The 20056-nt window shown below is 69.6% G+C and carries 17 protein-coding genes; 8 read left to right on the top strand and 9 right to left on the bottom strand.

Annotated elements, in window-relative coordinates; genetic code table 11:
- Positions 1-83: 83 nt before the first annotated feature.
- The 3 genes from AC56KL_RS05015 to AC56KL_RS05005 are packed head-to-tail and all read right to left on the bottom strand — an operon-like array spanning position 84 to position 2136.
- Complete coding sequence (locus AC56KL_RS05015; protein ID WP_497179063.1) at positions 84-557, bottom strand: hypothetical protein; 474 nt, start codon at positions 555-557, stop codon at positions 84-86.
- Between the two features lie 57 nt (positions 558-614).
- Entirely contained in the window at positions 615-1487 is an 873-nt protein-coding gene (locus AC56KL_RS05010; RefSeq protein WP_497179062.1) for a pirin family protein, read from the bottom strand.
- Between the two features lie 52 nt (positions 1488-1539).
- The gene (locus AC56KL_RS05005) at positions 1540-2136 is read right to left on the bottom strand and encodes an FMN-dependent NADH-azoreductase (protein WP_497179061.1); all 597 of its coding nucleotides are present in this window, start codon (positions 2134-2136) and stop codon (positions 1540-1542) included.
- A 108-nt stretch (positions 2137-2244) separates the two neighbouring features.
- Here AC56KL_RS05005 and AC56KL_RS05000 point away from each other — a divergent pair, with 108 nt between their 5' ends.
- Entirely contained in the window at positions 2245-3240 is a 996-nt protein-coding gene (locus AC56KL_RS05000) for a LysR family transcriptional regulator (protein ID WP_497179060.1), read from the top strand.
- On the opposite strand, the gene asd is transcribed toward AC56KL_RS05000, so the two are convergent.
- On the bottom strand, positions 3173-4057 hold the full coding sequence (gene asd, locus AC56KL_RS04995) for an archaetidylserine decarboxylase (RefSeq protein WP_497179059.1): 885 nt from the start codon (positions 4055-4057) through the stop codon (positions 3173-3175). The two genes, AC56KL_RS05000 and asd, sit on opposite strands and share 68 nt — an antisense overlap.
- 174 nt (positions 4058-4231) lie before the next feature.
- Between asd and AC56KL_RS04990 the strand changes: the two genes are divergently transcribed.
- Positions 4232-6463: a TonB-dependent receptor plug domain-containing protein gene (locus AC56KL_RS04990; RefSeq protein WP_497179058.1), complete on the top strand. Its 2232-nt coding sequence runs from the start codon at positions 4232-4234 to the stop codon at positions 6461-6463.
- 170 nt (positions 6464-6633) lie between these two features.
- Entirely contained in the window at positions 6634-8808 is a 2175-nt protein-coding gene (locus AC56KL_RS04985) for a TonB-dependent receptor plug domain-containing protein (protein WP_497179057.1), read from the top strand.
- Between the two features lie 51 nt (positions 8809-8859).
- On the opposite strand, the gene AC56KL_RS04980 is transcribed toward AC56KL_RS04985, so the two are convergent.
- From AC56KL_RS04980 to AC56KL_RS04960, 5 genes are all read right to left on the bottom strand, one after another.
- Positions 8860-10134: a TCR/Tet family MFS transporter gene (locus AC56KL_RS04980; RefSeq protein WP_497179056.1), complete on the bottom strand. Its 1275-nt coding sequence runs from the start codon at positions 10132-10134 to the stop codon at positions 8860-8862.
- 93 nt (positions 10135-10227) lie between these two features.
- Entirely contained in the window at positions 10228-10914 is a 687-nt protein-coding gene (locus AC56KL_RS04975) for an HD domain-containing protein (protein ID WP_497179055.1), read from the bottom strand.
- The gene (locus AC56KL_RS04970) at positions 10911-11615 is read right to left on the bottom strand and encodes a ribonuclease HI family protein (protein ID WP_497179054.1); all 705 of its coding nucleotides are present in this window, start codon (positions 11613-11615) and stop codon (positions 10911-10913) included. Before AC56KL_RS04970 ends, AC56KL_RS04975 begins: the two co-directional genes overlap by 4 nt.
- A 59-nt stretch (positions 11616-11674) precedes the next feature.
- Entirely contained in the window at positions 11675-12325 is a 651-nt protein-coding gene (locus AC56KL_RS04965; protein WP_497179053.1) for a YXWGXW repeat-containing protein, read from the bottom strand.
- 187 nt (positions 12326-12512) lie between these two features.
- Positions 12513-12728, bottom strand: coding sequence for a hypothetical protein (locus tag AC56KL_RS04960; RefSeq protein WP_497179052.1), 216 nt, complete (start codon positions 12726-12728; stop codon positions 12513-12515).
- A 240-nt stretch (positions 12729-12968) separates the two neighbouring features.
- Here AC56KL_RS04960 and AC56KL_RS04955 point away from each other — a divergent pair, with 240 nt between their 5' ends.
- From AC56KL_RS04955 to AC56KL_RS04935, 5 genes are all read left to right on the top strand, one after another.
- Positions 12969-16028 carry a penicillin-binding transpeptidase domain-containing protein gene (locus AC56KL_RS04955; protein WP_497179051.1) on the top strand — a complete coding sequence of 1020 codons (3060 nt, stop codon included), beginning with the start codon at positions 12969-12971 and terminating at the stop codon, positions 16026-16028.
- An 89-nt stretch (positions 16029-16117) separates the two neighbouring features.
- A complete protein-coding gene (locus AC56KL_RS04950) occupies positions 16118-17440 on the top strand; it encodes a hypothetical protein (protein ID WP_497179050.1) in 1323 nt (440 codons plus the stop codon).
- Positions 17437-17985 (top strand): hypothetical protein, encoded by a 549-nt coding sequence (locus AC56KL_RS04945; protein ID WP_497179049.1) that lies wholly within the window; start codon positions 17437-17439, stop codon positions 17983-17985. The genes AC56KL_RS04950 and AC56KL_RS04945 overlap by 4 nt, the downstream gene beginning before the upstream one ends.
- Position 17986: 1 nt before the next feature.
- Positions 17987-19027 (top strand): hypothetical protein, encoded by a 1041-nt coding sequence (locus tag AC56KL_RS04940; protein WP_497179048.1) that lies wholly within the window; start codon positions 17987-17989, stop codon positions 19025-19027.
- On the top strand, positions 19024-20034 hold the full coding sequence (locus tag AC56KL_RS04935) for a hypothetical protein (protein ID WP_497179047.1): 1011 nt from the start codon (positions 19024-19026) through the stop codon (positions 20032-20034). The genes AC56KL_RS04940 and AC56KL_RS04935 overlap by 4 nt, the downstream gene beginning before the upstream one ends.
- The last annotated feature ends 22 nt before the right edge of the window (positions 20035-20056 follow it).

Below are 20056 nucleotides of genomic sequence, written 5' to 3'. Positions count from 1 at the left end.
CCGACCACCCTACGCATACTCGTAGGGTGTTCGGCTTCGCCGAACGCGCGTTCAGCCGCCATATGAATTGCCGGTAATTCTGCTCAGCCCCGCGCCTCGATGACGCCGAAGGCCGCCGGCGCATCCGCCAGGAAGGCGAGAATCGCAGTGGCCTGCACCTGCGGCTCGTAGCCGGACGTATCGCGGATCGCCTGGCGCAGGCCCGGTACGGTTTCGACGATGTGCGGGCTGCGGTAGGCCTCCACCAATAACTGGACCAGGTCGTTCGGCGCGCCCTGGGCGCGGCGCAGGCGCGCTTCGATGATGCCCAGCAGCGTGCGCTGCATGCGCGGCGTCGGATTCAGGATTTCGCCGAACAGCCCGGGGGTATTCGCGATGGCTTCGCACATCCGCGTTTCGATGGCGTCCGGCTTCAGGTCGGAAGGAATGTCGAAATAGGCCTTGTTCCAGCGCGTGCGCGCATAGGCGTGGCCGGGCGGGAAGGCGTCGGCCGTGTCGAAGCCGAGCGCGCGGCTGGCGCGCGCCAGCAGCTCAAGCACGGTGTCGATCAAGGGCATGGAAAAACGGGATGGGCTTGCGTCATCCCGTCAGTGTAGCGCATCGGCGCCTTTGCATCAGGCGGCGAACCGGCCGGCCCGGAAGTCGTCGAAAGCCTGGTACAGCTCTTCGGTACTGTTCATTACGAACGGCCCGTGCTGCGCGATCGGCTCGTTCAGCGGGCGTCCCGCCAGCAGGATCAGCCGGGTCGCTTCGAGCGCCTTGATGCGCACGCCGTCGGCGCCCGCGGCATTGTCCAGCACCGCCATGCGCGTCTTGGCGACGGCCTTGCCTTCGACCACCGCTTCGCCCCGGTACACGTAGAGAAAGGCATTGTGGCCCGGCGGGATCGGCTGCTCGAAGCTCACGCCGGCCGGGATCGCGAGGTCCAGATAGAGCGGCTGGGTATGCGCGCGCTGCACCGCGCCCGCCACGCCGTGGGTCGCGCCCGCGATGACCTGGACGGCCACGCCCGCGTCATTCGTGAAGCGCGGCACTTCCTCGGCCGGGATGTCGCGGTACCACGGGTCCGTCATCTTGTCCCTGGCTGGCAGGTTGAGCCACAGCTGGAAGCCCTCCATCAGGCCGTCGTCCTGCTCAGGCATCTCGGAGTGGATGACGCCGCGGCCCGCTGTCATCCACTGCACGCCGCCGTTGGTCACCAGGCCTTCGTTGCCGGCGCTGTCGCGATGGCGCATGCGGCCATTGAGCATGTAGGTGACGGTCTCGAAGCCGCGGTGCGGGTGCTCCGGGAAGCCGGCGATATAGTCGCCGGCCTGGTCGCTGCCGAAGGCATCGAGCATCAGGAAAGGATCGAGGCGGCGCTGCAGGGAACCGGTCAGCACCCGGTTGATCTTCACGCCCGCGCCGTCCATCACGAACTGGCCCTGGACCAGGCGTTCGACACCGCGCGATGCCTGGATCGTTGCGGAAAGGGTTTGCTCGTTCATGCTGTTCTCCATGTGTGTGAACCGGTTGCGCGCCGCCCCGGACGGCGAGATGTTACGCCAGCGCGGCTTCCACCGCTGCGTCGGCGTCCTGCTTGCCCTTGGTCGCCGCTTCCGGGCCCATGCTCATCCCCGACGAGTAGATGAAGGTATGGTCGGTCAGGCCCAGGAAGTTCAGCAGCATGCGCAGGTTCGGTACTTGCGGGTCGGCGTCGATCGGGTAGATGCCGCCGCGCGCGGTCGCCACGTAGACCTTCTTGTTCTTCAGCAGGCCTTCCGGACCGGTCTCGGTATAGCGGAACGTCACGCCGGCACGGGCGATCGCATCGAACCAGTTCTTCAGCTGCACCGGCATGCCGAAGTTGTACATGGGCGCGCCGATCACGATCACGTCGGCGGCATGGGCTTCGGCAATCAGGGCGTCATCCAGGGCGACGCGTGCCTGCTGCTCCGGGCTGCGCTGCTCGAGAGGGGTAAAGAGGGCGCCGACGGCGGCGCCGTCCAGCAGCGGATGCGGCTGGCTGCCGAAGTCGTGGCGCACCACCTTGGCGCCGGGATGGGACGACACCAGCTTGGCGACGATGAGATCGGCGACGCGGGTCGATTCGGAATCCTTGCCGCGGACGCTGGAAGTAATTTGCAGGATGTTCATGTTGGTGTCCCTTCGTTCAAGAAAGTGTTGATGGACACACTGTAAAGGTTCCAAAATCAAGTCGGAAGACCGTAGAATGGATAACATTATCCTGCTGATGGAACAATCATGGAAGTCGAACCGAATGACCTGCTGCTCTTCGCTCGCATCGTCGAGGCCGGCAGTTTCAGCCGCGCCGCCGAACGCGTGCAGCTGCCCAAATCGACCGTCTCGCGCCGCATCGCCCTACTGGAAGAAAGATTGGGTGAGCGCCTCCTGCAGCGCACCACGCGCAAGCTGATGGTGACGGAGTTCGGCGCCAGCCTGCTCGAGCATGCGCGCATGGTGGCGGAGCAGGTCGAGGCTGCCGCTGCGCTGGCCCAGCACCGCCAGGGCGCGCCGAGCGGAAAACTGCGCATGTCGGTGCCGGGTGACTTCGTCCACATCGGGCTGCACGAGGTGATTGCGCGTTACATCGCGCTGTATCCTGCGGTGTCGGTGGAAATGGACCTGTCGCCGCGCCGGGTCGACCTGATCGCCGAGAACTACGACATTGCGATCCGCATGGGCGACCTGCCGGACGACGCCTCGCTGAACGCGCGCCCGATCAACCTGGAGTATTTCGGCCTGTATGCCGCGCCCGCCTACCTTGCCCGCCATGGGCTGCCCGAGCACCCGGACGACCTGCTGCGCCACGACCTGCTATGCCTGCTGAGCCGCAGCGGCGGTGCGGTGCCCTGGGTGCTCACACGCGGCAAGCTGCGCTGGGAGCGCCAGCTGCAGGGACGCCTCACCGCCAATTCGCCCGAGCTGCTGGCGCGGCTGGCGTCCCATGGCGCCGGCATCGCGGGCAGTTCGCTGACCTTTGCCGGGCCTTACCTGCACACGGGCGAGCTGGTGCGCGTGCTGCCGGAATGGGATTTGCCGACCGCCAGCGGCTGGGCGGTATTCCCGGGCCGCCGGCTGATGCCGGCCAAGACCCGGGCCTTCCTCGACCTGATGGAGGAAACCTGCCGCATGCGGGGACACCGCGAGGGACAGCGCGGCCCAGGGCCGATCAGCGCGGGCGATTCCCCATCGTCTCTCCCAGGCGCACCGGGCCTTCCGGCGCCCACTCGCCGTTGAAGGCGATCGTGCCTTTCTTGAACAGCATGACGACGGTGGAGCCGAGCAGGAAGCGCCCCATCTCGTCGCCTTTCTTGAGCACGAGCTGCTGGTCATCGTAGTTCCACTCGCAGATGCGCGTCATGCGCGGCGGATTCACCACGCCATGCCAGGCGGTGGCCATGCTGCCGACGATGGTTGCGCCGACCAGGGTCATCACGAAGGGGCCGTGTTCCTCGGACTCGAACACGCACACGACACGTTCGTTGCGGGCGAACAGGCCCGGCACGCCGCGCGCCGTGGTCGGGTTCACCGAGAACAGCTTGCCCGGCACGTAGATCATGCGCGTCAGGCGCCCGTCGCAGGGCATGTGGATGCGGTGGTAGTCCTTCGGGCTCAGATAGAGGTTGGCGAAGTGGCCGTGCCGGAAATGCTCGGCAAGCGCAGCGTCGCCGCCGACCAGCTCGCTTGATGTGAACTTGTGCCCCTTGGCCTGGAAGATGTGGTGGTCGTCGATGTCGCCGAACTGGCTGATCGCACCGTCCACCGGGCACACGAAATCGGCCTGCGCCAGCGGACGAACGCCGTCGCGCAGGGGGCGGGTGAAGAATTCGTTGAAGCTGCCGTAGCTCTCGATGTCCGGGTTCGCCGCCTCGTCCATGTTGACGCCGTACTTGCCCACGAACCAGCGGATCAGGCGCGTGGTCATGGCGCCGCCCCTGGCGCCGGCCACGCGGCCGGCGAAGTTGGTAAGCGCCGTTTTCGGCATCACGTATTGGGGCAGGACTTTTATCCGGGACACTTTGACAGGCCTCTCCGTTTGGAATCGATGGAGCATTATAGCGACGAATACGTTGGGTAAACCATGTTTGTGCTGCGGCGTACGTAGCTGTCTTGACGTGTGGCGCAACGCGGAAAAGTTGCTACATGCATATTCGATTCTTGCAGACAGGCTGAGTTGCTTCTGGGACAATCTGCTTCCCCTTGATTCTCTCTCACTTTCGAAGTAGCCATGTCCATCCCATTCCCTTCCTTCCGCATGACCGCGCTGGCAGCCGCGCTCAGCCTGTGCCTCCCGGCCCTCACCGCATCCGCACAGGAGGCGCAGACCCCGCCAGCCGGCGCGCCCAGGGCCGACGCGCCGAAGGCGGAAGCCGGCAAGAAGATGACCCAGGTGGAGGTGAAGGGCACGGCGGACAGCTACGATCCGCGCCGCGACGATACCGCCACCAAGGTGGTCGTCAGCAGCGAAGAAATCACCAAGTACGGCGACACCAATGTGCTGGACGTGCTCAAGCGGGTGCCGGGCATTACCGTCAACTCTCCGAACGGCCGCGGCGGCGAGATCCGCATGCGCGGCCTGGGTGCGGGCTACACCCAGATCCTGATCAACGGCGAGCGTGCGCCGGCCGGCTTCTCGATGGATTCGCTGGCCCCGGATTCGATCGAACGCATCGAAGTGCTGCGCGCCGCCAGCGCCGAGTTCTCGACACAGTCGGTGGCGGGCACGATCAACATCATCCTCAAGCGTTCGGTCAAGAACCGGATGCGCGAGCTGAAGCTCGGGGGACAGCTCTCCAGCAATGGCAAGAGCCCGAACGCCAACCTGCAGATCTCGGACCGCGATGGCGCCTTCTCCTACTCGGTGTCGGCCAATGCCATGCAGGACCATTTCGAGTTCGAGTCCTCCGGCACCGAGCGGGGCGTGGCGCCGAACGGCCAGCCCACCATGCTGCGCACCATCCTGCTGCCGCAAAAAGGGCGTTTCAGCCTCGTCAACTTCAGCCCGCGCCTGAACTGGACGCTGGGACAGGACAACACGCTGACCTCGCAGAGCTTCGTCAATTCGCACCGTTTCAGGAACCGCGTCGGCACGCTGACGACCACCCTGGTCGGACCGCCGCCGCCCTATGCGGACCTGTTCAACGCCTTCGAAGCCAAGAACGACATGCTGCGCTCCGACCTGAGCTGGGCGCGCAAGTTCGAATCCGGCGCCAAGCTCGACCTGAAAGTGGGCGTGTCGAGCTTTGAGAACGTAAGCACTTCGCTGCGCACCGCATCCTCGCCGGCAGGGGTGCGGCTGCTGGACACCACCAGCGATCTCGAAGGAAGCGACCGCGGCGTCAACTCCACCGGCAAGTACAGCCGCACGATCGAGAAGGGCCATACCTTCGCCTTCGGCTGGGATGGCGGCATCGACACCCGCGACGACGAGCGCAGGGACGTCAACCGCGTGCGCCTCAGTGGCAACACCTTCGGCAACGTTCCGCTGTACGAAGTCTCGGAAGCGCGCGTCAAGCGCCTGGCCGTGTTCGCGCAGGATGAATGGAACATCACGCCGGCCTGGTCGATGTACCTGGGCGCGCGCTGGGAGGGCATCCGCACCCGTGTCACGGGGAACACCTTCGAGCGCGCAGAAGCCGGCTCCAACGTCTGGAGCCCGATCCTGCAGACGCTGTACAAGATCCCCGGCAAAAAGGGCGACCAGCTGCGCCTTGCGCTGACGCGTACCTACAAGGCGCCCGGCGTGGGCAGCCTGACCCCGCGCCGCCAGATCAGCGAGAACAACAGCTCGACCGAACCCGACTACCGCGGCAACCCGAACCTGAAGCCCGAGCTGGCCACCGGCATCGATGCCGCCTGGGAGCACTACTGGGCCGAAGGCGCGCTGCTGTCGGTGAGCGTCTCGCAGCGCCGCATCAGCGATTTCACCCGCAACCTGACCTATTTCGACGGCGAGCGCTGGATCACCACGCCGAGCAACCAGGACAGCGCCACCACCCGCTCGCTCGAGATCGAGACCAAGTTCCCGCTCAAGGCCGTGATGCAGGATGCGCCGGCGGTGGACCTGCGGGCCAGCGTCAACCGGAACTGGTCGCGGGTGGAATCAGTACCCGGTCCCTACAACCGCCTCGACCAGCAGACGCCGCTGACGCTGAACCTGGGCGTTGACTACAAGGCAGGTGCGCTGACCACGGGCGGCAGCTTCGCCTACCGCCGGGGCGGCCCGGTACGGGTATCGCTGAACCAGGGCGCCTATGTGGCCCCGCGCCGTGAGCTCGATATGTACGCGCTGTGGAAGTTCGATGCGCGGCGCCAGCTGCGTTTTGCCGTCAGCAACATGACGCAGCAAGACTTCATCAACGAAAACACCTATGAAGACCCGCGCTTCGGTTCGCAGACGCGCCGCTTCGTGTTCCCGCAAGGGGTACGGTATCGCATGACGTATGAAATGAAGTTCTGATCCTCGTCTCGTCCTGCCAAACCCGGCCACTGTGCCGGGTTTTCTTTTGAGAGGAAAAAAAGATTGCTATGGCATAGCAATAAAACGTTCTCGCTAGAGTTTACATGATGCTATTGTATGGAATATAGTTCTTCGCACAAAGTCGAATAATTATTTCTGGAGAATGGCAAATGGCATTAACCCGTCCCCGTTATCTGGCAGTCCTCATGGCCGGGCTTGGCGCCCAGGCCTTCATTCCGGCATATGCCCAGCAGTCCACGAACGCCGAGCGGATCCAGCAGGTGGAAGTGAAGGGGACCGGCTACGATGCGCGGCGCGACGACACCGCCGCCCGCATCGTCATCAAGCGCGAAGAGATCGCGCGTTACGGCGACACCGCCGTCGCCGACGTCCTCAAGCGCATTCCGGGCGTGACCGTCACGACCGGCGCCGGACGCAGTACCGAGATCAGGATGCGCGGGCTCGGCAGCGGCTACACCCAGGTCCTCGTCAACGGCGAACGCACCCCGGCCGGCTTCGCGCTCGACACGCTGTCGCCCGAGACGATCGAACGCATCGAGGTGCTGCGCGTCGCCACCGCGGAATACTCGGCGGAGTCGGTGGCCGGCACCATCAACATCGTGCTGCGCAAGAAGGCCGGCAAGCGCCAGCGCGAGGCGAAGCTGGGTTACCTGCTCTCCAGCGATTTCCGCGGTCCGAGCTTCAGCGCCGACCTGGGCGAGCAGGGCGACAAGTCGTCCTGGGCGCTCTCTGCCATCGGCAACCACGACGGCCTCGATCGCAACTGGGGCGGCTTCGAGGAGAACACCCGGCCAGATGGCGCGGTCGATATGTACCGGACCGTGGCCGCGCGCGAACAGGGACACATGAACCGCCTGAACCTGAGTCCGCGCCTCAACTGGACGCTCGACAACGGAGACACCGTGGCATGGGAAACCATTGCCAGCAGTTCCAGCTTCCGCAACGGCGCGCGTCCGATCGTCACCACCCTGATCGGCCAGCCGCCGCGCACGCCGGACCTGCAGACCTTCGGCAAAATGGACGACCGGATGATAAAGTCCGACCTGAGCTGGGCCCGGACCCTGGAATCCGGCCTGAAGCTCGATGCCAAGTTCGGCGCCGAATGGTCGTCGCGCAAGATGTTCGTCCGGCGCAGCGGCCTGGACGCCCGCGGCCTGCCCGAAACGGAAGGCAGCACGCTGTCCGATACCCACGCCCGGGGGGTGAATTCCACCGGCAAGGCCACCCGACCGATGGAGGGCGGCCATCTGCTGGCGCTGGGCTGGGACTTGCGCTTCAATGAGAGCTCGGACATCCGCGCCGAGCGCGACACCGTCCGCGTCTTCGCCCCGGGTGAACTGCTGGACGAAGAGTTCCGCGCCGATGTCGGGCGCGCCGCCTTCTACGCCCAGGACGAATGGACCATCGACCCGAGATGGTCGGTCTACCTCGGCGCCCGCTGGGAAGGGGTGCGCACGCGGGTAGCGGGCAATGCCGTCGACACGACGCAGGTGCGCTCGCGCGTCCTGAGCCCGATCCTGCAGACCTTGTACAAGTTCCCGGAAAAGGAGGGCAAAGGGGCGGACCAGCTGCGCTTCGCCATCAGCCGCACCTACAAGGCGCCCGAGTTGTACAACATCGTGCCGCGCCGTTCGGCATGGGAGAACAACAGCGCCACCGAAGCCGACTTCCTCGGCAATCCCGACCTCAGGCCCGAACTGGCCTGGGGTCTCGACGCGGCCTGGGAACACTACTGGGCCGAAGGCGCGATGCTGTCGGTAAGCGGCGCGCTGCGCCGTATCGAGGACTACACCAGCAACCGCATCTATTTCGATGGCCTGCGCTGGATCTTCACGCCGGTGAACGACGACCGCGCCGTGCTGCGCAGCCTCGAGGTCGAGACCAGGTTCCCGCTCAAGGCCCTGTTCGCCGGCGCGCCGGAAATCGACCTGCGCGCCGGCGTCAGCCGCTTCTGGTCGCAGGTCGAATCGGTGCCGGGTCCGTACAACCGGATGGAGCAGCAGACGCCGCTCACGGCCAACCTCGGCGCCGACTACAAATCGGGCAGGCTGGCGGCGGGCGCCAGCGCGGCCTACCGGCGCGGCGGCTACGTGCAGGTGGCGGCGAACCGCGGCTTCTACAGTGTCGGGCGCACCGACCTGGACGCCTACGCGGCCTGGACCTTCAGCCCGAAGACCGTGCTGCGCATCGCGCTGTCGAACCTGCTGGCGGAAACCAACTCCTTCGAGCCGAGTTACGACGACCCGGTGCGCGGCCTCGAGAAGCGCCGCTGGAACTACCCGGACAGCGTCAAGCTGCGCGCCACGCTGGAAATGAAGTTCTGATCGACCGTCCCGAGCGCCGGGCCAGCCGCCGCTCCACCACGCCGCCCGCGATCAGGCGCGCACTTCCTCCTTGTCCTGCCTGTCGCCGTGGCTGTCGTGCACGCGATGGCTGCGGAAGTAGCGCCAGGCCACCAGGATCGCGGCCGCCTGCATGCCCGCGCACAGCAGGAAGTGGCTGCCGATGCGCCAGTCGCCCGGCGGCAGGTGGCTGACGCTGGCGAGGATGGCGGTGCCGACCAGCGGCGTGATGATCACGCCGAGGCTGCTGATCGACTGCAGCGAACCCATGAGTTCACCCTGCTGGTCGGGCGGCGTGGCTTTCGACACGATCGCCTGCAGCGCCGGCGTGGCGGCAAAGGCCAGCAGGTTGCACAGGATGAGCGCGTACATCATCCAGCCCTGGGTGGCCAGGCCGTAGCCGACGAAGGTGAGGGCGCCCGACGTGATGCCGAGCAGCGACAGGCGCACTTCCCCGAAGCGCCGGATCAGCACCGCCAGCAGCCCGGCCTGCACCACGGCCGAGACCAGCCCCACGCAGAACATGGCGATGCCGTTGTCGCGCGGGGTCCAGTCGAAGCGGAAGGTGGTGTACAGCACCCAGGTGGATTGCAGCATCATCTGGCCGAAGGTCACCAGGGTGATGACGACCACCAGGCCGCGGATGTCCTGGCGCCGCACCAGGCGCAGCAGGGCGCCGAGTGGGTTCAGGCGCGACCACGCGAAAGGCGCGCGCTTGCCGGGTGCAAGCGACTCCGGCACCATGAAGTAACCGTAGACGAGGTTGGCGGCGCCGAGCAGGGCGGCGACGTAGAAGGGCAGGCGCAGGTCGTTGTTGCCGAGCAGGCCGCCAAGCACGGGACCGCAAATGAAACCGAGGCCAAAGGCGGCCCCGATCTTGCCGAAGCTTTTCGCGCGATTGTCCTTGGTCGAGATGTCGGAGGCATAGGCCGAGGCGACCGACATGCTGGCCGACGACATGCCTCCGATGATGCGGCCGACGAACAACCAGAACAGGCTGGGCGCCCAGGCGGTGACCAGGAAGTTCAGGCACATGCCACCCATCGAGTACAGCAGCACGGGACGGCGCCCGATGCGGTCGCTGAGCGCGCCGAGGGCCGGCATGAACAGGAACTGCAGCACGCCGAAGGTGGCGGCCAGTACCCCGAACCACAAGGCCTGGTCGTCGCGCGCCGGGACGTATTGTCCCACCAGCAGCGGCATCACCGGGACAATCAGCCCGATGCCGAGCATGTCGATGAAGATGCACACCAGGACGAAGTTCAGTTTGCCGGTGCTGGATGCCGGTAAGGCTGTGGGGCTGGCCATGGATGCCTCGTTGAGGTGAATGCAACTATCTTAACACTGGGAAAACTTCATCCGAACGGCAGGGCCGGCCTTTTTTGCCTGCCTGCCGGGCGCTCAGCCCGGCTGGATGCCGCTCTCGGCGGCGAATTCTTCGCGGAAGGCGAGCAGCCGCGCCAGCCTTTCCTCGGCCAGCGCGCGGCCGGCATCGGTCTGCATCATGCCGGGCAGCTTTGCCAGCTTCACCATGATGTGGTCGAGCGCATAGCTGCGGTCGTCGAATTCGCGCGCCGTTCCGAGCGGGTCGTCGGGGTGTGCCAGGCTGCTGCCCATCAGGCCCGCGATGTAGAACATGCGAGCGAGTCCCACCGCGCCCAGCCCATCCAGGCGGTCGGCATCCTGCACGATCTTCGCTTCCAGCGTCTCGGCAGGAATGTTGGCAGAGAAGCTGTGGGCCGCGATCGCGTGCGCCACCGCATCCAGGCGCCCGGGCGGGAAATTCATCCACGCCAGCTGGTGGCGCGCCAACTGCGCCGAGCGGGTCGAGGCCTGGGCGCGCGCGGGATCGTTCTTCGGCAGGTTGACCAGGTCGTGCAGGTAGCAGGCCGCCATCACGACCAGCGCATCGGCCCCGGGATGCTTCTGCATCAGGAGCCGGGCGGTGCGCCACACCCGTTCCAGGTGGGCGAGGTCGTGGGCGCCGTCGTGGGCGCTGTCAACCCGGCCGCTGCCGGCGGCCAGCGCGGCCAGGCGTGGACGCCAGCTCGCGAGGTCGGTCTTCGGTTCGTCCTTTGGGTCGATCATGCGTGCTGCTCGTTCTCTACGGTTGGCGGAAGCGCCACGGCGCGCTGGGACAGCGCGTCGGCCTGGGCATTCCTGTGGCGGGGGATCCAGCGCAGCGTGGCGCCGGGGAGTTGGACGAGCAGGGCGCGCGCCCGCTCGCGGTAGGGGCGCAGCGCCGGGGCGCAGGCGCAGTCGGGCGCATTGGCGTCGTCGATCACCACCTGGCTGTCGCCGTAGACGGCGAGCGCGCCGGCGCCATGCGCGACGGCCACTTCGAGCACGGCGATCAGCGCGCAATACTCGGCTTCGCTGCTGTTGCCGTAGCCGGCGGAGCGCCACAGCTCGACGCGCAGCTGGCCCGGACCTTCGAGCACGGCCCCGATGCCGCAGCGGCCCGGATTGGGCCGCGCCGAACCGTCGAACCAGGCGCGCCACGCCGGGGCGGCAGCGGGAACCGTCTGGCGCCGCGACAGGGCCGCCGCGGCGTGCGCCCGGCGCGCCACGGCGCCTTGCTCACTACGCAGCCGCTCGGCGCTGCGCGCCGCCAACAGCTGGCCGAGGCCCGCGGCGCCCGCACGCAGCGTCAGCGTGGCGCGCAAGGCCTCGGCTTGCGCCATGCCGGTGCGGGCGGCGAGCGCGCGGCTGGCGGCGAGCTCTCCCTTGAAGGCGGCGGCAAGCAGGGCGGCGTGGTCGGCGGGGTCGTCGGGAATGCTGTCGGTCATGATGCAAGGATAACAAAAAGGCACCCGAAGGTGCCTTGTTCCGTTCCTGGACCGCTTGATCAGCGGCGATACGGATTGTCGGGACGCCCGTCGCGGCGGTTCGGGACGCCGTCGCCGTCGATATCGCGGTCGCGGCGGTTGCGGACGCCGTCGTTGTCGAGGTCGCGGTCGCGGTAGTTCGGCACGCCGTCGCGGTCGAAGTCTGCACCTGCCCGCCGGCCGCCACGCTCGTAGCGGTCGGGAATGCCGTCGCGGTCGCGGTCGCGGTGGTAGCCGTTGCCGCGGCCATCGCGGTAGCCGTCGCGATAATAGTAGTCGCGGCCGTCGCGGTAGCCGCCGGCATACACCGGCGCATAGCCGCGGCGCTCATAGCGGTCGGGGATGCCGTCGCGGTCGCGGTCGTGGCGGTTCCAGCGCGCCGGTTCCATGTACCAGCGGCCCTGGCGCTGGTGCCAGCGCGGCGCGGCATATACATAGCCGGCCCGGGCGGCGACCCAGTGGCCCGGCACCCAGGCATGGCGATGGCCGCGCCATTCCCAAAAACCGGGAGCCCAGACATAGCCGTGGCGCGGGCCGGGCACGTGTTCGTAGATGGGCGCGGGCGGAGCCGAGCCGATGTAGAGTTGGAAATCGGTCTGCGCCATCGCTGTCGCCGGCGCGAGGGCGGCGCCAATTGCGATCAGGGCAGCAAGGGAAAGGGTGCGCTTCATGTCAGGTCTCCAGATCCAAGAACGGATGACCCACTATATCGCCGGACGTCGCCGACAGGGCGGTTTGAAGCAGATGCTTACATCTGAAACAGATGCGGACGCGAATTGCGCAGCAGCGTGATACAAGTGAGGGTGTGACGAGGCGGCCGCTGTCGCGTCCAGGCGACAGCGGGCCGGCCCCAGCTCATCATCCGCGCACTCCCGCGGCCTGCTTTTCTTCGCCCGACAGGCGCTTGGCGGTCACCGTCACGACGGCGGCCTTGTCGCCGCTGGCGACCATGGCGGCGTCGGCGCTGTAGCTACGGGCGTGGGCGTCGGGAATCGCGTCCGCCAGGTAACTGGCCGGAACCGCGAGGCTCATCGCGACGACGAAGACGGCTTCCATATGCTTCATGATGTTCATGGTGTTTCTCCTTGCAGGTGGGTTGTCGATGTGTGCACTGTAGGACAAGGCAATCCATGTCGCGAGCGGCTTGCGACGAGACGCGTAAAACGCGGAATGACCTGTCGAAAAGCCCGTGCGAACGTGCGCGCCTGTCGCCGTACAGCTGTGTTTCACCCTCCCTCCGCTAGCGTCCTGCGAAGCGGCCGCCCGGAAGCCGCGCCTGTGGACACCCCGATGACTGCCGCACTCTCATCATTCATGGCTTACTTCGCCGCCGGACGCACGGCGCGCCGGCGCGCACGCAACCTGCGCATCGCCGCGCGGCCGGCGGCCGGGCGCCCCCGTTCAGTGAACCCGTGGGTGCTGCTGGGTTGCGCCGTAGCGGCGCTCGGCGCCGTGGTGCTGGCCCTGTCGGCCCGCTCGCTGCCGGCCACCGGCGCCGACACGCCGGCGGGCAGCGCGGCGCTGGCCGCATTCCAGCCGCTGCTGGGCGGAGTGACCGTGCGCGTGCCGCGCGAGCCCGGCGTCGGGATCGTCCAGCACGGCGCGGCCGCGCTGGTGGTGGCGTCCGGCATGCGCCTGGAAGCGCCGGTGCGGATCGACCTGTGCACCCAGCTGCCCGACCCGCAGCGCCCCCACTTGCCGCCATTGCGCATCGGCTATCCGTTCGGCGAAGCGGCCGCACTGGCCGGAACGCCGGGCCGCAGCCTGCTGCTGGCGGCGCCGGGTTCAAGCATGCCGCGCGTCGACCTGCGCGGCGATGCCAGGGGAGCCCTGCGCCTGGCCTGGCGCGCGGGCGGCGCCCGGGCGGCATGGATCGGCGATGCCGGGAATGGCCTGGCGCTGCGCGGCGCGCGTGGCGACGGCCTGCTGGGCAAGACGGGCTGGCTGGTGTGGCAGGGCGGCGCATTGCGCTTCACCCGCCGCGCCAGCCATGCGTGTCCGCAAGCCGGCGAACTGCTGGTGCAGCGGGCGGTCGCGGGCGCGGCCGGCGCCGGGCTGGTGCAGGCCTTCGGACCCGGCATGGCCTTGCCGGCGCTGGCGCTGGCTCCGGGCGAGCACACCGTGCCGGCCGCGCGGCCGCGCGCGCTGGAAGACGCGCAGCTGTTCGACCGCCTGCACCAGCGCGGACTGGTCCGGCTGGGACGCAACGGCCTGGCCGAGATGGCGCCGCGCGACCTCGCGGCCTGGCGTGCCGCCCGCCCGGACGAGCGCGCGCCGCTGCCGGGCTGGGAACACCTGCGCCTCGACGCGGCCGGCCGCAAGCTGCTCGAGCGCCTCTACTACCGCGCCGACGGCGCCTTCGTGCGCGAGCAGCTGCGGGTCTTCAACAGCGAGCGCCGGCTGCTGGCCTGGCGCGTGCGGCCGGGCAGCGATGCCGCCTGGCGCGCCAGCGTGGGCGGTGCGCCGGTGGCCCAGGACGAGGGCCTGCCGGTGGCCGCGATGCGCCTGTTCGCGCGACTTCCGGAAGGCTGGACGCCATGGCGCCGCGTCGCCGCCTGGGACGGCGGCGGTGCGGCCGCCAGCGCGATGCTGACGCTCGACGGCGCGCAGGCGGCCGAGCTGCTGGTGGCCGGGCGCCTGCGCCGGGTCGAGGGTGCGACGGCCAGGGTGGCCGGGGCCTGCGACGGGCGGGCCTGCCGCGACCCCGGCGCCGTCCAGCACCTGGTGCTGGCGCCGCTGCCGGGCGCGTCGCGCATCGTGCTCGAGCTGGAACCGCTCGACCTGGCGCAGCTCGCCGGCAGCGCCGACGCCGGCTACCGCCATGTGCGCGCCGAGGATGGCCGCCTGGCCTGGCAGGCGCTGCCGGCGGCACACGCTGCGGCGCGTCCCGCCGGCGCGGAAGTCGCGCTGCGCGGCCGCAACGGTGAAACCCTCTGGGTGGATGGCAGGGCCAGCGCGGCGGCGCAGGCGGCCGGGCTGGGCCCGCTGCTGGGCGTGCACCGGGATCACGCATCCAGCGTGGCCGGCATGCTGGCGCGCCTGCCTGGCGCCGTGCATGCGGCGCGCCTGAGCCTGGACCTGGGCTTGCAGCGGGCCGCACAGGCGGCGCTGGAATGCATCGGCCTGCGCCAGGGACAGTGGGACGGCAGCACCTGCAGCGGCGCCCAGGCGGCGCCCGTGGGACGGCAAGCCGGGCTGGTCCTGCTCGATGCCGGCAACGGCGACGTGCTGGCCGCGGCCGGCGCCGGCCTGGGTCGGGCCGACCCGGCGCGCTGGGCGGAACTGCGCGATTTCGACCGCGCCGACCCGGCCCGCAGCCCCCTGCGCCTGCCGGCCTTCCAGCACGACGGTGGAGCCGGGCGCGCTCCCGGCTCCACGTTCAAGGTGGTGACCGCCCTCGGCCTGGAAGCGGCGGCGCGCACCGACGGCCGGCTCGATGCACTGCTGGGCGGCATGCCGCTGGCCGCGATCGATGCCGCCGCACGCGATGCCGGCTACGGATTTCGCACCGCCGCGCCGAGCTATCCGGTTGGCGGCGGAGCGCGCATCACCAACTTCCGCGAACAGCCGGCCGCCGGCAGGGCGGTGGAAGGGCGCCTGGGCCTGGCACAGGCGATGACGCATAGCGTCAACACCTGGTTCGCCTGGACGGCCGAGCTGGGCGACCGCAGCCTGGGCGGCCGGCCGCAGGGTGGCATGCCCGGCATGGGCGAGATCGAACCTGGCGCGCTCGACCCGGTGCGTCCGGTCGCGGGGATGGCAAGGCGGCTGGGCTTCGGCGTCCCGCTGCGCCTGGACGGCGGCCTGCTGCCGCCCGATTATCGCTGGACCGCCTGGGACGCGCTGCAGGGCAGCGGCGCCATGCTCGACCCGATCCAGACCCGGCACGAGGTGCGCCAGATGGCGATCGGCCTGCGCATGCAGGCGACGCCCTTGCAGATGGCGCTGGTCGCGGCCGCCGTCGGCGAGGGCAGGATCGTCACGCCGCGCCTGCTCCTGGCGCTGGACGGGCGCGAGGCAGGGCAGCAGGCGGGCCCGCCGGTCGGCGTGCGCCTCGACCGCATCCGCGCCGGCATGAAGGGCGTGGTGGAGGGCGGCACGGCGGCCGGCGCCTTCCGCGCCACGGAATTCGCAGGCCTGCGTGCCGGGCTGTTCGGCAAGACCGGCACCGCTCCCACCGGCGCCGACGGCCGGGCGACAGTCTGGTTCATGGGCTGGCTGGAGCCCGGCGCCGTGCCGGGCCAGACGCGCCGGCTCGCCTTTGCCGCCTTCGTGAGCGAGTCGGACCTGACGGGCGGCGCCCACGCCGCGCCGATCGTCGCGGCCTTGCTGCGCGCCATGCGCCCGCAGTCCCCTGAACAGAAGGGAGATTGACCCTCATCTGCGCGCCTTGATGTTGTGTTTGTATGGCATCATCTGTTGACAATCCGCTCTTGCGGAAGGCCATCGAGGATGAGGAAGGTATGCGTTTGCCGGGAACCCGGTACCAGGAGCACGGTTGGGAGCAGGTCCGCAAGTTGCTGGGGCAATGCTCGCTGGCGGCGCTCGCCCGCGTCATGCCCGCCCGGCTGATCGAGTCCGAACCTGCAGACACGCTGGCGCAGTACGTCGATGCGCTCGCGCGGGCGCTGCATGCCGGCGCGCGCGGCGCGCGCGGCGCGCGCGGCGCGCGCGGCGCGGCGGCCGGCAACAGCTATGGCGACACGGTCTCCGAGCTGGCCCTGAGCCTGGTCTACGAACTGCAGGCCCGGCCAGGCGACTGGGCCGCGCTGTGCACGGCGGTGGCAGCCGAACATGCGCGCATGGGCCCGTTCTGGGATGCTCCCGGGGGCGAAGCGCTGCTGCGCAAGAAATTCAACGACATGTACGCCGTCCTGCGCGACAAGGTCGACAGCGACAACTACCAGGCCGCCTGCGGCCGCCCCTGCAGCCCGAACCGCATGTATGCCTACCGGATGCTCGACACCGCCTACGGCGAAGTGGCGCGCCTGCTGGCCGGCTGGCGCGAGCACCGCGAGCAGGCCGGCGCCATCCTCGGCCGCGCGGTCGAGGCCGAGCCGATCGAGGCGCGCCTGGTGCGCGGCGTGGGCGACTGCCGTCCCGAGTGGATCCTGCGCTGGAGCGAGACCCTGGAGCGCTTCACCGGCGCGGCCGGGCCGCTGCATACCCGTTCCAAGCGCTTCGCCAGCCTGAAGGACAGTCCGGACAAGATCGGCGCCATGCTGCGCGAGATCGGCGAGTACGAGGCCCTGTCCTCGAACGGCGAGCGCGACTGGCTGCAGGACGCGGGCGACGCCGGGGCCTGGCTGGACGACTACTGGCGCGTGCTGGGCGAATCCGAGGCGGCCAGCACGCCGGGCCCGGACCGGATCCTCGAGGCCGGCCAGGATGAACTTGCATTAGCCGACGGCGCGCCGCAAGAGGAAGCGGGAGCCGACCCCGCGCCGGCGCTCCTGCTGGACCGGCAGCTGGCGCAGCGTGTTTCACTGCCCCCCGGCTATCTCCAGGTGGCGGCGGCGTCGCAGCAGCGCAACAGTTGGGCTTTGCGGGTGATGGAGCGCGATTCCCTGCCGGTACGGCTGGCGGTCTACCTGAAGCTGCTCGGACCGTTCGACGACAGCTATCCGGCCGAGTGGCTCGATCCGGCTAGCGGCGAGCTGCCGACGATGCAACAGCTTGCGCTGCTGGACGCGGTGTCGCTGCCGACCCTGCGCAAGCGGCGCGACGCCGCCATTCAACGATTGCAAGCGTTAGCGGGCACGAAGGAGGAATCTCGATGGGCATGACGGAACTCGATCGCAAGCTGCAGGCGCGCCTGCTGGCCGTACGCCGGGTCGACGGCGACCGCCTGGTGCTGGCGGACGCGGTGCTCTTGCAGGCGCTCGACGGCAGCCGGCCGTTGACGGCCGGCGAACGCGCCGCGCTGCAGGCCTCGCCGCTGACGGCGCGGCGCCTGCGCACGCTCGCCGGCCAGCGCCGGGCACAGGCGGGGCGACGCGCTAACCGGGGCTGGCAGGGGAGCAGCGGCATGCTGCGCGCCGCCGACGGCGGGGCAGCGCTCGACAGCCTGGTCACGGACGACGGCGCCTGGCGCCTGCATTTCGTGGGCGACCGGGTGATCCTGCAGCTGGATCCGCAATCGCCGCTGGCGCCCACGCTGCTGGAGGGCGCGGGGGCGCTGCGGGTGCTGGACGGCGCCGGCGCCACCGTGCTGGAGGGCGTGCTCGACAGCGACGGCGAATGCGAGGGGCCCTGGCCCTTTGCCGCGCCGCCGGCGGCGCACTTCCAGCAGCAGGGCGGCCGCTTCGCCGTGGAGCCGGCCGGGGACTGACATGCTGAACCTGTTCACCCGGCCGTTTCGCCAGCCGCCGGCCGACCTTGCCGGCCTGGGCGCTGCCGTCATCGCGCTGCCGCTCGCGCGCGGCTGCACGGTGCCGGCCGGGTGCTTCGCCGTGCTGGCCAACCGCGATGGCCACACCCGGCGCCTGAGCGAAGGTGCGCGCGCCGCCATCCTCGACGGCGAAACGGCCTGGTGCGTCCATCCCGGGCCCTATGCGTGCGAGCTGGTCCCGTTTGCCGCCGCGCCCGAGATCGGCCTGCGTGTCAGCGTCGCCCTCGACACCCCGGACCCGCGCGAGGCGCAGCAGCGCTTCGACCTGTTCCTGGCCAGCGAAGCGGGCGAGCGGGTGGCGCTGGACGGCTTCGTGGCGGCGCTGCAGGCGGCGCTGCAGCGCGAGCTGGCCCAGGGCAATCTCGCGCTGCCGCCCTGCACCAGCTTCGAGGAGTGGAATGCCTTCCGCACCGGTTTCAACCAGCTGCTGTACACGCGCTTCGGCGTGATGGTGGACGATTGCGTGCCAGTCGACCTGGGCGCGTCGCGCGACCTCGCGGCGCTGTTGTCGGCGCGCCTGGCGGCGCAGCCGCTCCCCGCGCTCCCAACGCCCGCGGCGCCGAAGCAGGAAGCCTTCGACGCCGCGCGCGAAGACGAGAAAGCCTTGCGGCGCCTGTTCCTGGAACTGCCGGGCCTGATGTGTGGCCTGCGCCTTGCGGTGCTGCCGGGCGACTGCGCGGGTTTTCGCCGCCACCAGGACCTGCTGCGCCGCCTCGACCTGGTCAGCCTGTCCGTGGGCACCATGCCGGCGCTCGAATTGGCCGCGCCCGGCCAGGCGCTGGCGCCGAACGTGCAGTTGCGCCGGGCGCGCCACAGCCGGCGCGCGGCCGCCGCGCTGGACGAGGGATGGGCGCTGCTGGCGCGCATGAAGCTGGCCGACGCCGCCATGGTGCCGGCCCTGCTGGAGGAAGCCGACCGCATCGTCGCCAACCTCGAATGCGACTGCGCGGCGCGCCGGGAAACGGGCGAGGTGGCGCCATGAGCGCCGCCATCACCTGCCGCAGCATCGCGCCGGACGGTTCCCTGCTGACCGTGACGGCCACCGTGCGTCCGCGCGGCGGCCGCGCCGAGATCAAGTGCAGCGTGCCGGATGCCCCGGCGCTGGCCGAACGGATGCAGGAAGTCGTGCGCCTGGCGCGCCACACCGAGCCGCGTTTCGACAGCCGCGAGCAGGTGGTGCTGAGCCTCGACCGGGCGCCCGCGCCGGACAGCCGCGACTGGGAACTGGCCTGCGTACTGGCCGACCGCATGGTACGCAGCGTCTGGCGGCCGGACCCGTCGCAGCCGCCGCTGGTGGCGAACGGATGGTCCGACGCCTGGCATTTGGGACGCATCGACGGCCACGGCCTGCGCCAGGCGCCCCTCGGGGTGCTGGTCGGCGGCGAGGGCGGCTTGCCGCACCTGGGCGCCCTGAGCGGGCATCCCGATCCTGCGGCCGCCGTCTCGGCGGCGCGCGCCTGGTTCCCCCTGGTCAGCGGCGGAGAAGCAGATTGCCTGTGCTGGGTGGAAGTGAGCGTGCGGCCGGCGCCGCACGATGGCCAGGATGGCGAAGAAGAGGCGAGCATCGCGGCGCCCGGGCTGGACGCCGCGCTGCAGGCCCGGGTCCGCGCGGTGCTGGTGGGCGCGCGTCATTTCGACGGCCGCGGCGCCGGGCAGTGGCGCACCACGGTGCGTTTTGGCGAGACCCGCTTCCAGGGCGGCTCCTTCGAACTGGCGCTGGTGATGGCCGACCGCATGGCGCGCGGGCGCGAATTCCTGGCGCGCGGCCGGGTGCTGGCTACCGGCCAGTCATCAAGCTGGCATGCCGGCCGGGTCGACACGGTGGAGGGCGGCGCCCCGAAATGCGCATTGCTGGCGCGCGAAGCTGCGCCTGGCGACCGGATCCTGGTGCCGCGCGCCTGGGAGCCGCAGCTGCCGCCGGGCTGGCGCGACCAGATCAAGGCGCGCGGGGCCAGCCTGGCCTGCGTGGACCGGATCGGGATCATTTGAATTGCCCATGGCTTTGCTAGAA

It is taken from the genome of Telluria sp. ZB4P34, from assembly GCF_059686055.1.
Note: the sequence above shows the minus strand (reverse complement) of the source record. Positions and strands in the feature narration are given on the sequence as shown.

What these genes read in the sequence shown, in the direction of transcription:
- AC56KL_RS04990 (WP_497179058.1), top strand. Translation starts at nt 4,232, where the DNA reads ATGTCCATCCCATTCCCTTCCTTCCGCATGACCGCGCTGGCAGCCGCG.
- AC56KL_RS04980 (WP_497179056.1), bottom strand. Translation starts at nt 10,134, where the DNA reads ATGGCCAGCCCCACAGCCTTACCGGCATCCAGCACCGGCAAACTGAAC.
- asd (WP_497179059.1), bottom strand. Translation starts at nt 4,057, where the DNA reads ATGCTCCATCGATTCCAAACGGAGAGGCCTGTCAAAGTGTCCCGGATA.
- AC56KL_RS04935 (WP_497179047.1), top strand. Translation starts at nt 19,024, where the DNA reads ATGAGCGCCGCCATCACCTGCCGCAGCATCGCGCCGGACGGTTCCCTG.
- AC56KL_RS04965 (WP_497179053.1), bottom strand. Translation starts at nt 12,325, where the DNA reads ATGAAGCGCACCCTTTCCCTTGCTGCCCTGATCGCAATTGGCGCCGCC.
- AC56KL_RS04940 (WP_497179048.1), top strand. Translation starts at nt 17,987, where the DNA reads ATGCTGAACCTGTTCACCCGGCCGTTTCGCCAGCCGCCGGCCGACCTT.
- AC56KL_RS05000 (WP_497179060.1), top strand. Translation starts at nt 2,245, where the DNA reads ATGGAAGTCGAACCGAATGACCTGCTGCTCTTCGCTCGCATCGTCGAG.
- AC56KL_RS05010 (WP_497179062.1), bottom strand. Translation starts at nt 1,487, where the DNA reads ATGAACGAGCAAACCCTTTCCGCAACGATCCAGGCATCGCGCGGTGTC.
- AC56KL_RS05015 (WP_497179063.1), bottom strand. Translation starts at nt 557, where the DNA reads ATGCCCTTGATCGACACCGTGCTTGAGCTGCTGGCGCGCGCCAGCCGC.
- AC56KL_RS04960 (WP_497179052.1), bottom strand. Translation starts at nt 12,728, where the DNA reads ATGAACATCATGAAGCATATGGAAGCCGTCTTCGTCGTCGCGATGAGC.
- AC56KL_RS04955 (WP_497179051.1), top strand. Translation starts at nt 12,969, where the DNA reads ATGGCTTACTTCGCCGCCGGACGCACGGCGCGCCGGCGCGCACGCAAC.
- AC56KL_RS04985 (WP_497179057.1), top strand. Translation starts at nt 6,634, where the DNA reads ATGGCATTAACCCGTCCCCGTTATCTGGCAGTCCTCATGGCCGGGCTT.
- AC56KL_RS04950 (WP_497179050.1), top strand. Translation starts at nt 16,118, where the DNA reads ATGCGTTTGCCGGGAACCCGGTACCAGGAGCACGGTTGGGAGCAGGTC.
- AC56KL_RS05005 (WP_497179061.1), bottom strand. Translation starts at nt 2,136, where the DNA reads ATGAACATCCTGCAAATTACTTCCAGCGTCCGCGGCAAGGATTCCGAA.
- AC56KL_RS04970 (WP_497179054.1), bottom strand. Translation starts at nt 11,615, where the DNA reads ATGACCGACAGCATTCCCGACGACCCCGCCGACCACGCCGCCCTGCTT.
- AC56KL_RS04975 (WP_497179055.1), bottom strand. Translation starts at nt 10,914, where the DNA reads ATGATCGACCCAAAGGACGAACCGAAGACCGACCTCGCGAGCTGGCGT.
- AC56KL_RS04945 (WP_497179049.1), top strand. Translation starts at nt 17,437, where the DNA reads ATGACGGAACTCGATCGCAAGCTGCAGGCGCGCCTGCTGGCCGTACGC.